General features: G+C 39.8%; 9 protein-coding genes and 1 tRNA gene. 4 read left to right on the top strand and 6 right to left on the bottom strand.

Annotation, left to right across the window (positions count from 1 at the left end; all coding sequences use genetic code 11):
* Positions 1 to 126: 126 nt before the first annotated feature.
* A complete protein-coding gene (locus tag FTV04_RS08695; RefSeq protein WP_168379034.1) occupies positions 127 to 861 on the bottom strand; it encodes a phosphoadenylyl-sulfate reductase in 735 nt (244 codons plus the stop codon).
* Between the two features lie 201 nt (positions 862 to 1,062).
* Between FTV04_RS08695 and thrH the strand changes: the two genes are divergently transcribed.
* Complete coding sequence (gene thrH / locus FTV04_RS08690) at positions 1,063 to 1,680, top strand: bifunctional phosphoserine phosphatase/homoserine phosphotransferase ThrH (protein WP_078189978.1); 618 nt, start codon at positions 1,063 to 1,065, stop codon at positions 1,678 to 1,680.
* Between the two features lie 72 nt (positions 1,681 to 1,752).
* Here the strand turns inward: thrH and FTV04_RS08685 are convergent, their stop codons facing one another.
* From FTV04_RS08685 to FTV04_RS08670, 4 genes are all read right to left on the bottom strand, one after another.
* The gene (locus FTV04_RS08685) at positions 1,753 to 2,904 is read right to left on the bottom strand and encodes an OmpP1/FadL family transporter (RefSeq protein ID WP_180064049.1); all 1,152 of its coding nucleotides are present in this window, start codon (positions 2,902 to 2,904) and stop codon (positions 1,753 to 1,755) included.
* Positions 2,905 to 3,209: 305 nt separating this feature from the next.
* Complete coding sequence (locus FTV04_RS08680; RefSeq protein WP_078193051.1) at positions 3,210 to 4,469, bottom strand: OmpP1/FadL family transporter; 1,260 nt, start codon at positions 4,467 to 4,469, stop codon at positions 3,210 to 3,212.
* A gap of 538 nt (positions 4,470 to 5,007) precedes the next feature.
* Positions 5,008 to 5,080: transfer RNA gene (locus FTV04_RS08675), tRNA-Arg, on the bottom strand.
* 73 nt (positions 5,081 to 5,153) lie between these two features.
* Positions 5,154 to 6,542: an amino acid permease gene (locus FTV04_RS08670; RefSeq protein WP_078189974.1), complete on the bottom strand. Its 1,389-nt coding sequence runs from the start codon at positions 6,540 to 6,542 to the stop codon at positions 5,154 to 5,156.
* A 330-nt stretch (positions 6,543 to 6,872) separates the two neighbouring features.
* Here FTV04_RS08670 and prpF point away from each other — a divergent pair, with 330 nt between their 5' ends.
* The 3 genes from prpF to FTV04_RS08655 all read left to right on the top strand — a co-directional run bounded on the left by prpF (position 6,873) and on the right by FTV04_RS08655 (position 10,287).
* The gene (gene prpF / locus FTV04_RS08665; RefSeq protein WP_180089261.1) at positions 6,873 to 8,063 is read left to right on the top strand and encodes a 2-methylaconitate cis-trans isomerase PrpF; all 1,191 of its coding nucleotides are present in this window, start codon (positions 6,873 to 6,875) and stop codon (positions 8,061 to 8,063) included.
* A gap of 207 nt (positions 8,064 to 8,270) precedes the next feature.
* A complete protein-coding gene (locus tag FTV04_RS08660) occupies positions 8,271 to 9,248 on the top strand; it encodes a GGDEF domain-containing protein (RefSeq protein WP_180089260.1) in 978 nt (325 codons plus the stop codon).
* Positions 9,249 to 9,378: 130 nt separating this feature from the next.
* Positions 9,379 to 10,287: a polyprenyl synthetase family protein gene (locus tag FTV04_RS08655; RefSeq protein WP_078193048.1), complete on the top strand. Its 909-nt coding sequence runs from the start codon at positions 9,379 to 9,381 to the stop codon at positions 10,285 to 10,287.
* Positions 10,288 to 10,483: 196 nt separating this feature from the next.
* Here the strand turns inward: FTV04_RS08655 and putP are convergent, their stop codons facing one another.
* Entirely contained in the window at positions 10,484 to 11,974 is a 1,491-nt protein-coding gene (putP, locus tag FTV04_RS08650) for a sodium/proline symporter PutP (protein WP_180055351.1), read from the bottom strand.
* Positions 11,975 to 11,994: the final 20 nt, after the last annotated feature.

Below are 11,994 nucleotides of genomic sequence, written 5' to 3'. Positions count from 1 at the left end.
ATGAGTAGCATTGTTAGAATTATTAAATTGTCATTTGCAGTATAGCGTTTTTACGTTGAAATGATACGGAATTATGTGTATCGATGCGTTGAAAAAAACCACTGCTATGCAGTGGTTTTGTGATCTTTATTTTTTCATGTTGCCTGCGTGTAAGCCGCATTCTTTATGGGTTGCATCTTCCCACCACCAGCGACCTTCACGTTCGTGTTGATTCGGTAAAACAGGACGAGTGCATGGCTCACAGCCAATCGAGATAAAGCCTCGTTCGTGTAGTGGATTATATGGAATTTCCATTAGACGGATATAGTTCCATACATCAGCGCTAGACCAGTTTGCCAAAGGATTATATTTAATCAATTGCTTGCCCGGACCTGAAAAACCTGGGTCAGCTTGTACCACTGGAATTTCATTACGTGTGCCTGGGCTTTGGTCTTTACGTTGACCTGTGATCCAGCCATCTAAAGTGGCTAGTTTTTTACGCAAAGGTTGTACTTTACGGATACCACAGCATTCTTTATGTTCATCTTGATAGAAGCTAAAAAAGCCCTTTTCTGTTACCAGTTTTTGTACGGCATCACTTTCTGGGAAACAGATTTCAATATCAATTTTATAATGTTTACGGACAGTATCTAAAAATTGGTAAGTTTCAGGGTGTAAGCGACCGGTATCTAAACTAAATACACGAAAAGGAATCCCTAAGTTCGATGCAAGATCAATCAGTACAACATCTTCTGCACCAGAAAAGGAAATCGCAACTTCACCTTGCTGGCTAAGCGCAAGTTTCATAATCTCAGAAGGTGATTTATCTGCATATTCAGATGCAAGTGCATCGACAAGGTCAATAGTAGGGATGGTAGTCATGAATGTCCTGGCTATAGGCTTGGAACGTTAAAACCTATATTAATTTATTTCAGAACTATTTTAATGGAAATGCTAAAACACACTTATCACTAAAAAATAGATACTTATGAAAAAAATAGATTTAAAAAAGAACAATGCATTTTTTTATTCTTCCGCTATGATATTGAAAAAATTTTTTTCACATAACAGAGGGTAGAGTGCATGGAAGTCGTTTGTTTAGATCTAGAAGGGGTTTTAGTACCTGAAATTTGGATTAATTTTGCGAAAAAAACAGGCATTAAAGAACTTGAAGCAACGACTCGTGACATTCCAGATTACGATGTGTTGATGACTCAGCGTTTAAATATCCTAAAACAACACGGTTTGGGTTTAAACGATATTCAAGACGTAATCGCAGATATGGGGCCATTTGAAGGTGCAAAAGAGTTTGTAGAGTGGGTGCGTACTCATTTTCAATTGATTATTCTTTCAGATACTTTCTATGAGTTTGCACATCCATTAATGCAGCAACTTGGTTGGCCAACGATTTTCTGCCACAAATTAGAAACTGATGAAAATGGTATGATCTCAGCTTATAAGCTTCGTCAACCTGATCAAAAGCGTAAAGCCGTTCAAGCATTGCATGGGTTAAACTTCCGGGTGATTGCAGCAGGTGATTCTTATAACGATACGACGATGCTTGGTGAAGCAGATGCGGGTTTCTTATTTGATGCGCCTGACAATGTGATTGCAGAATTTCCACAATTCCCACCAATTCATGGCTATGCTGCATTAAAAGAAGCGATTCGTAATGCTTCAGTTCGTGATATTCCAGCTTAATTCTGTATAGCTGGTTATAGAAAAGGGCGCTTATGCGCCCTTTCTTGTTTAATGCAAAGCTGTTCTAACAACTTAGAAGCGATAGCCTATTTTCAAACCATAGCCAAGCGCATGGTTATCTTCAAATTCACCTACTGGATTACCACCAGTTTGAGCAGTAGCATCACCTAACCAGAAGTATTTAACACCTGCTTGGATGAAATAGTTTTCAGCAGGACTATATTGACCACCTAGACCAACATTCCAATACCCTTCAACAGGGCCTAAAGTCGTAACAGGGTTGCCAGCACCCGAATCGTAACCTACAGATGCAGAACCAGACCATTTGCTGTTAAATTTATGGCCTACACCAACATTAGCTGACCATTGGTCGTCTGAGTAATCAATAAGATTTTGACGGACATGAGGTGCTGGAATTGAACTTACGTTACCAAGTAAAGTTGGTTTAACCGCAAACTGGCTCCAATGTACCCAACGAACATTGGCAAATGCTAGCGTATCTTTAGCAATACCTGTTTGGAAATCTAAGTTAACTGATTGAGGTGTTGTTGCATCAACAGATGATGTCAGCGCACTTAAAGATGGATACGGTAGAAGCGTAGTTTCATTGGATTTTGTATTATGTTCAATTTCAGAGCGGTAGGTAATAGCCGCTTTTAATGCAATTTCAGGAATCGAATAAGCAACACCTGCTAACCAGCCATAAGCTTCTTCACGTTCCATTTCGATGTTATAAGTACCAAGTTTGGCATTACCACCATAAGCAGCTCCACGTAGTTTGATATTGGCTTCTACAGTTTGCCAAACTGGACCTGCATAAAAGTTCCAATTTTCGTTTGGTTGGTAACCAATTAGGGCAGTTAAGCTTTCAGTTTTAACATCTACAGATGTACCTTGAGCACCATTACCAAATACTTGCGATGCAGCATCATATTCAGCTTCTGCACCGTATGGTTGGTCGTAAATTAAACCTAGTGAAATTTTGTCAGTCGCTTGTACTTTGACAGCAGCGGAAGGGAAGTAATATGACTTCGCCATGTCATCGACATTAAGTTCATTTGACTTTACTTCTGCATCTAGAACAGTGATACCTGCTTCTGCATAGTTACCAGGTTGTAAAAATGCAGAAATTGACTGGCCTGAACGATCTAGACCCGCTGCAAATAATGATGCTGTTGGTAAAGCGGTAAGTAAAATTGCGTAGCTAAGGTGATTTAAGCGCATACTTTTCCCTGTTTGTAACTTTTGATGTTATTTCAATGTGTGGAAAGTAACATAAATAGAAAAACAGTAAATAAGAGTTGCTACTCTAAAATTGAACTAGGGAAGTTAAAAAATGAGCATGACTAGAGTATTTATTCTAGTGATTGATAATTATCTTTATGATTTTTAAATGAAAAATTAGAGTAAAAAGCTTAGTTTTTGATAAATGTTTTAGTAAATTTAAATGTTTATTGTTTGATCAAACAAGATAGGGAAAGAATAAAAAGTTAGGGCCATAGCGAACTATGGCCCGAATCATATTTAAATTAGAAGCGGTAACCGATTTTTAAACCGTATGCCCAAGCATCGTTATCTTCAAATGATGCTACTGATTCATTTGTACCAAACATTGATGCAGGTTGTGCTTCAGCATCACCTAACATGAAGTATTTAACACCACCTGCGATAAAGTAGTTAGGCGCTGGGCTGAATTGTAAACCTAAGCCAACGTTCCAGTAGCCTTCAGTAGGACCAAGTGTTGATACAGGGTTGCCTGCACCAGAATCCCAACCTACAGAAACGTTACCAGCCCATTGTTCACTCAATTTACGACCTATACCAACTGTAGCATTGATTTGATCGTCAGAATAAGCAACAAGGTCAAATCCACCAACAGGACCACGACCAAGGGCACCTAATGTTTCAGATGCTTTACCAAAAGCGGTTGGGCGAATTGCAAAATTTGACCAATCTACCCAACGTACATTTGCAAATGCGACAGTGTCGGCCATGATACCAGTTTGAAAATCAAGGTTAACAGACTGCGGTGTGGTGATCTTAGTGTCAGCACGCGTTGAAAAAGCACCGCCTAGTAGAGCACTGCTTCCAGTTTCAGTGGTTGCAGCTTCGTGATCAATCTCAGAACGGTAAGTAATAGATGCTTTTAAAGCAATTTCTGGGATTTGGTACGCTAATCCTGCTAACCAACCAACGGCACTATCTTCTTTCATATTTGCATTATATAAACCGAGAGCTTGGTTTGCTCCATATGCAATACCGCGTAGTTGAACATCACCTTTTACTGTTTGATAAACACCACCGCCGTATATGTTAAAATTTTCAATTGGTTGAAAACCTAATATCATCGAGATATTTTGAGTGTTAACTTCGACTTCCGTTGTTTCGCCCATTAATTGGAATGCGCCAGGGTTACCTGCAACTGGTAGTGTTTGATCTGTTGCACTATATTTAGCTTCTGCACCAAAAGGTTGATCATATAGTAAACCAAAAGAAAAATTATCAGTTAGCTGTAATTTTAATGCTGCTTGTGGAAAATAGTAATCACCCGCCATGTCATCTAGTGATGTATTAGCAAGAGCTCCTAATGTTGGGTTGCTAGCAGGTGCAGTGCTGTTCATCTTCCCTGAAACATTCGGATCTAAAACCGAAATACCTGCTTCAAAATAGTTCCCTGGTTGTAAAAATGCAGAAATAGATTGTCCTGAACGATCTAGTGCTGCTGCAAAAGCACCTGTCATTGGAACTGAAGCAAGAATCATGGCTGTAGCTAAAGTTTTTAATTTCATTCTTCGTCATTCCTTGAGATACGAATTTGATTTTTATGGTTACTGCATATATTCGTTATGGAAAACTTCTTAATACTCTTAGGCTTAATTGTTACTCCATGTGACAAAAATAGCACAATTAAAATAAGAGTAAATGCTCTAGATTGAAAAATATGGCTAAAAGTTGCTATTTTTAGAGTAAAAGTACTAATTAGTATATATAACATTTTGATTATTATTTAATATTTTCATTTAGCGCATTATTTTCTAAACCTAGAAAAAAATTGAAAAAATTTTGATATGAGCAGTCATAAATTGATTTTTTGGCCTTATGGACCATACTATGTGTCGTTTTTTGCATTGAGAGGTAGGTGGTTAGCACATTTTAAAGCGCTATTTAACTGTTCTTAAAAATAGTCTTTGAACAGTAATCTTTGTAAAAACAATAATTAAGTTAAAAACTGTAATTGATGGGTTTTTAGTGTGAAAGGTTCTTTCTTTATACTTATTGGTATATGGGGGATTACAAATACAGGGAGGAGGGATATCTCAGAAATTGTGCGCTCTGCGGGACTCGAACCCACGTCGGTCGCTTAGGAGGCAACTGCTCTATCCAGTTAAGCTAAGAGCGCAAGACGGAGGCTAATGTACTCCTATTTTAGCTAAAAAAAAAGTTATTGCCGAAACAATAACTTTTTAAATTACTTAGTCTTTATGAACTTCATTGGGGTCAATGTCGCTCAAATCTTTAGGATTAAGATAGTTAAACATTAATAACATGACTGTAATCCAAACAGGGATCATTAGAACAGATTCCATAAAGCCCTGAGTCCACATAATAAAGAGAACTAAAGCAATAAAGATCAGAACGATGTAGTTGCTGACTGGTGCCCAAAGTGCAGGATAAGACGTTGTAAAATTCAAAATACGTTTTGCACGACGGAACTGTAAGTGAGTCATGGTAATCATCGCCCAGTTAAGGACAAGTGCACCAACCACCACATACATTAAGTGACCAAGCGCATCTTCAGGTACGAAGTAGTTTAAGAGTACGCAACCGAAAATCAGGACTGCAGAAAGTAATACCGCTGGAATTGGCACGCCACTTTTGTTGGTTTTAGCGAAAACTTTTGGAGCATTACCTTGCTTCGCCAAGCTGTAAAGCATACGGCTATTGGCATACATACCGCTGTTATAAACAGACAGTGCTGCAGTTAAAATAATGAAGTTCAGTAAATGTGCAGCCCAATCAATACCCAGTTGGCTAAAGATCATCACAAATGGACTTTTGTCTAAACCACCTAGTTCAAGCTGATTCCATGGCACAAGTGATAATAGAATAGTCAAAGAACCCACGTAGAAAATCAAAATACGAAAAACAACTTGGTTAATCGCTTTAGGAATAGTTTCTTTTGGATTTTCAGCTTCCGCTGCCGCCATACCAATCAGTTCAATACCACCGAAGGCGAACATCAAGAAAGCTAGCATGAAGAATAAGCCTTCAAAACCATTTGGGAAGAAGCCGCCCTGACTCCATAAGTTGGTGAATGATGCTGTAGAGTTAGCATCTGCAGTCAGTAGCAAATACAAACCAAATACGATCATCGAAATAACTGCAGTGACTTTAATAATCGACAGCCAAAACTCAGATTCACCATAAAACTTCACATTACCTAAGTTTACTAAAGTAATGATCACGAAGAAGAACAGTACAGATGCCCATGCTGGAATATGAGGCCACCAGTAATTGATGTATTTCGCAACAGCGGTGAGTTCTGTCATTGCCACTAAAATATAGAGAATCCAGTAGTTCCAACCTGTTAAGAAACCTGGAAATTTCCCCCAATATTTATATGCAAAATGGCTAAATGAACCCGCTACAGGTTCATGGACGATCATTTCACCCAACTGACGCATAATTAGAAAGGCGATCAGACCGCCAATGGCGTAGCCGAGAATAATGGATGGTCCAGCAGATTGAATCACATGCGCTGAGCCCAAGAATAAGCCTGTACCAATTGCACCACCCATGGCAATCAATTGAATATGACGATTCTTTAAGCCACGCTTGAGTTCGGAGGAATTGGTAGTCAAGTTACTCTTCCCGAGAATGGTTTAATTTTGGTAATTGTAATGTATAGAGAATGAATAGCCTAGTAGCTCAAAATTTATGAAAAATATTTATAGGTTTGATAACCTATTTTTGGTTTTAAATGCTGAATTAAAAATTTATGAATCAATAGATTAATTTTATTTTAAATGAAATTCTGATACTTGGCTTTATATGGAAAAGGTATCGAATGTTGTTTTTTTATACTTAAGTCATGTGATTGTTAAAACTTCAATTAAACATTGTATGATGCAAAAGCGCAGAAAAGAACGCTCTGCCAAAACACAATGATAAAGATTAAGGATTCAATAAAAATGAGTTTTGCTCCCCAAATTAAGATTGCAGCGACTTATATGCGTGGTGGTACTAGTAAAGGTGTATTTTTCAAGTTAGATGATTTACCGCTTGCAGCACAACAAGCTGGACAAGTTCGCGACCAACTTTTATTGCGTGTGATTGGCAGTCCAGATCCTTATGGAAAACAAATTGATGGGATGGGTGGAGCGACTTCAAGTACCAGTAAAACCGTGATTTTGGCAAAAAGTTCACAGCCTGAGCATGATGTAGACTATCTATTTGGACAAGTATCGATTGATAAAGCATTTGTCGACTGGAGTGGTAACTGCGGAAACTTAACGGCAGCTGTTGGTGCATTTGCCATTGCAAATGGTCTGGTTGATGCATCACGTATTCCTGAAAATGGCTTGTGTACGGTTCGTATTTGGCAAGCCAATATTCAAAAAACCATTATTGCGCATGTACCTATTACTGATGGTGCAGTACAAGAAACCGGTGATTTTGAACTAGATGGTGTGACCTTCCCAGCAGCCGAAGTTCAAATTGAATTTTTAGACCCCGCAGATGATGGTGAAGATGGCGGCGCTATGTTCCCTACAGGGAATTTGGTCGATACCTTAACCGTACCCGATGAAGGCAGTTTCCCTGCAACATTCATTAATGCAGGTATTCCAACGATTTTCTTAAATGCAGAAGATATTGGTTATGTCGGCACTGAACTGCAAGATGCGATCAACGGTGATGCTAAGGCATTGGCCCGTTTTGAAAAAATCCGTGCTTATGGTGCGCAGCAAATGGGTTTGATTTCAGATATTGCTGAAGCAGAGCAACGTCAACATACACCAAAGATTGCATTTGTTTCAAAACCGAAAGCTTATACATCTTCGAGTTCTAAACAAATTTCAGAACAAGATACGGACTTATTGGTTCGTGCCTTGTCGATGGGGAAACTGCATCATGCCATGATGGGCACAGCGGCAGTTGCCATTGGTACAGCAGCTGCGATACCGGGGACACTTGTGAACTTAGCCGCGGGTGGTGGGGAGCGAGAAGCCGTGCGTTTCGGACATCCATCTGGGACGTTACGTGTAGGTGCGCAAGCGATTTATGAAAATGGTCAGTGGGTCGTTAAAAAAGCCGTAATGAGCCGAAGTGCGCGTGTCTTAATGGAAGGTTGGGTGCGTATTCCTGCGGATAGTTTGGATTAAGCATTTAACATCTCATTTGAAATCAGCCTCTGCTTTGCAGGGGCTTTTTTTTGCCTTTATCTTTTATATGAATAAGCAAATCATGAATTGGTATATCTTTTTATATAATATGAACTGCATTTAATATTAGAAAGTTTCTGTGATTTATGCCAGATTAATTTTGTTAGCATTTTGCGTAGCTTTACCCTGAAAAAAAGTAGCGAAACCATGCTTAAAACAGACTTAATAAAATCGGATCTACCTACTGAACAATTGGCTGTATTGGAAGCGTTGCCAATGCCTGCTGCATTATTTTCTGCGACAGCTGAGCTGATATGCGCCAATCAAATATTTAAACATCGATTTCAGTCAGACTTACAAGAGATCGTATTAAATCACGTGTCTGAGATGCAGCAAAAGACCAAAGCCACAAGTTCTGAGTTTGATTTACGCTGTTTTGAGAACGATAGCATTGAACCCTTTATGTATAGTGAAAACGAACGGCATTATTGGTTCACGCTCAAACCAAAGTTTCAACAAAGTGGCGATTTGGAACATGTGTTGTTGTGCTGTGCGGACATTACAAATTTAAAGCAATTCGAATTATCGCTGTTGAAACATAACCAACAACTCGAACAACAAGTTTATTTTGATTATCTGACAGGGATAAAAAATCGACGAGGTTTTGATTTAGACCTTTCTCAGTGGCAAAAAAGCTTCGCGGTTGAACAAGCCGATGAAATTTGTTTGATGATGCTCGACTTAGACAATTTTAAGCAAATCAATGATATCTACGGTCATGCGTTTGGCGATGAAGTTTTAAGAAAAAGTGCGCAGCTTTTAAGGATGCAAATTAGTCAACACGCAGATGCACAAATATATCGCATGGGTGGGGAAGAGTTTGCAATGATTTTGCCACGCACGGCTATATCGACTGCATGTTCGATTGCACAACAATGTTGTGAGCAAATCTATACTTCTTCGATGAATTATGCGGATAAAGCTCTACAACTGAGTATCTCATGCGGAGTGGCCTTGTGGGATGGTACGGAGTCATTTTTTGAAACATTGGCACGTGCCGATCAGGCTTTATATCAAGCCAAGAAAGGCTCGAAAAATTGTACCTGTTTTAATGATGGACAAAATGTGGCGCTATTTGAGGAAACAACATTTAAAAAACCATCAGACTGTGGGAAAAATACATAGATTTAGGCCGTAACATAGAGAAAGATTTGAGAAAGCAGTATGATGCAACAGGTCAAAATTGACAGAAAACATTGGCAGTCGATTTGCTAATGCACGAAGCAGTTAAATATTTAAAGTATTTGAGGTGAATGTGTCTTCTTTAACAGACGTTTCCACACATGCCCTGACAGAAGCGCAGCAGCGTATTCAGCAGGATTTACTGACAGCACTTGATGCATTTTCAATTCCAGAACCCTTAAAAGGGGCGGTGTATCATGCTGTGATGTTGGGTGGAAAGCGCGTTCGGCCGGCACTTTGTTATGCAACAGCAGCGTTAAAACCCAATACCAATTTTGCAGCCGTACGCCGTGCTGCGGTGGCGATCGAATTTATTCATTGCTATTCATTGGCACACGATGATTTGCCGTGTATGGACAATGATTTACTTCGTCGCGGTCAACCCACCTGTCATGTGGCTTTTGGTGAAGATACGGCTTTACTTGCTGGCGATATTTTACAATCGATGGCTTTTGAAGTTTTAGGCAGCCGTCTCTTTGATCAAGGCCCAGCCGTTGAAGCACCGATCATCTTGAAGCAAATGCAAATTTTAGCGACTGCAACTTCAAAAATGGTCAATGGACAAGTCCTAGACTTACAAGCGGAAGGCAAACACGTCAGTCAGGATGAACTGGAAAATATTCATCGAAATAAAACCGGCGCTTTAATTTCTGCTGCAATCATGATGGCTGCAGTGACGATATTTAATGGCACAGATCAAGCCATTCCTAAACTCCGTGAGTTTGGTCTGGCGATTGGTTTAGCTTTTCAGGTGCAAGATGATATTTTAGATATTATTGCTGACACTGAAGCATTGGGTAAAACAGCAGGTAAAGATCAACAAGTGGATAAATCCACATACCCTGCGTTGATGGGTCTCGAGCAAGCGCAAGCTTATGCAGAAGAATTACATGCTCAAGCGCTTCAAGCTTTGGATTATTTTGCAGAAGATGCGGCAGAATTACACAAGATCACGCAGTTTTTATTAAAACGTCAAAGTTAATATGACGCAGTAAAAGACCTCAGCCCACACATGTAACATGTTGTGGGCTTTTTTATATTTTGTATATTTGGAACAGAAGTCAATAAACCATCTACGGAATAGCTAAATGGATGAAATGATAAAAACAAAAAAGGACGCTAGGCGTCCTTTTTTGCAGATATTAAAAATTAGAGCTTAAATTTAAGTGCTATTGGTCTTAAATACTTTCTTTATAGATACGATCTGCTTCTTCAAATTTTTCAGTGACTTCAGCAGATGGTGCTTTGCCCATTAAGCTCACAATGATGATTGCAAGTAGTGAGCAGATGAAGCCCGGAATAATTTCATAAACGCCTGTATCGCCCCAGAGGTTTTTCCATAGAATGACCATGACTGCTCCAACCACCATACCGGCTAAAGCACCGTTCAATGTCATACGTTTCCAGAACAATGACATGATAATCAGTGGGCCAAATGCAGCACCAAAGCCTGCCCATGCATATGCTACGAGACCAAGAACTTTAGAGTCAGGATTACCCGCCATATAGATCGCAAGAAGCGCAATCATTAACACCATGATACGGCCGACCCAAACCAATTCTTTTTGTGAAGCATTTTTACGTAAGAATGATTTATAAAAGTCTTCAGTTAATGTACTTGAGCAGACTAAAAGCTGACAGCTTAAGGTACTCATGATCGCAGCTAAAATCGCAGCCAATACGATACCTGCCACCCATGGGTTAAATAGAATTTTAGTCAATTCCATAAAGACCGTTTCAGGGTTTGCTGTAACGACACCTGCCAGTTCTGGATGCTGTTGGAAATAAGCAATACCGAAGAAGCCTGCTGCAACTGCGCCACCGAGGCAGAGCGTCATCCATGTCATACCAATACGGCGTGCATTGGGAATCGATTTAACAGAATCTGCTGCCATGAAGCGGACTAAGATATGCGGTTGACCAAAATAGCCTAAGCCCCATGCCAATAAAGACATGATTGCGACAAAACTTAAGTCAGCAAATACATTCATCGCTTGAGGGCGTGCTGCTTCTAGTGCCAGAGTGAACTGGCTTAAATCAGAGAATGACAACATGACCACGATAGGGGTAAGTAGCAAGGCAAAAATCATAAAGCCCGCTTGAATGGTATCGGTCCAACTGACAGCAAGGAAGCCACCAATAAACACATAGCTCACCGTTGCAATGGCACTGATCCAAAGCGCAGTGCTATACGACATACCAAACATACTTTCAAATAATCGAGCGCCTGCAACCATGCCTGAAGCACAGTAAATTGCGAAGAAAATCAAAATAATTACAGCAGACACGATACGTAAGATTTTCTTTTGATCGTTAAAACGATTTGAGAAATAGTCAGGTAGGGTCAAGGCATTATTTTGAACTTCGGTATGTACCCGGAGACGACCTGCAACAAGTAGCCAGTTGAGCCAAGCACCGATGATCAGACCAATTGCAATCCACATTTCAGATAAACCTGAAAGGTAAATCGCACCCGGAAGACCCATGAGCAACCAACCACTCATATCTGATGCACCTGCAGAAAGGGCAGTGACAAAGCTCCCTAATCGGCGGCCACCTAAAATGTAGTCAGAAAAGTTACTGGTCGCACGGTATGCAAGTAAACCGATCACGACCATGGCGACAATATAAAAAAGAAAGGTAATTAGGGTGGGATTCAGGGAGCTCATACGGTATCCGCTTTGGCGTT

Source organism: Acinetobacter sp. YH12219 (assembly GCF_013417875.1).
GTDB classification, from domain to species: Bacteria; Pseudomonadota; Gammaproteobacteria; order Pseudomonadales; family Moraxellaceae; genus Acinetobacter; species Acinetobacter amyesii.
The sequence above is the reverse complement of the archived record's forward strand: the minus strand, read 5'-3'. Positions and strand labels throughout refer to the sequence as shown.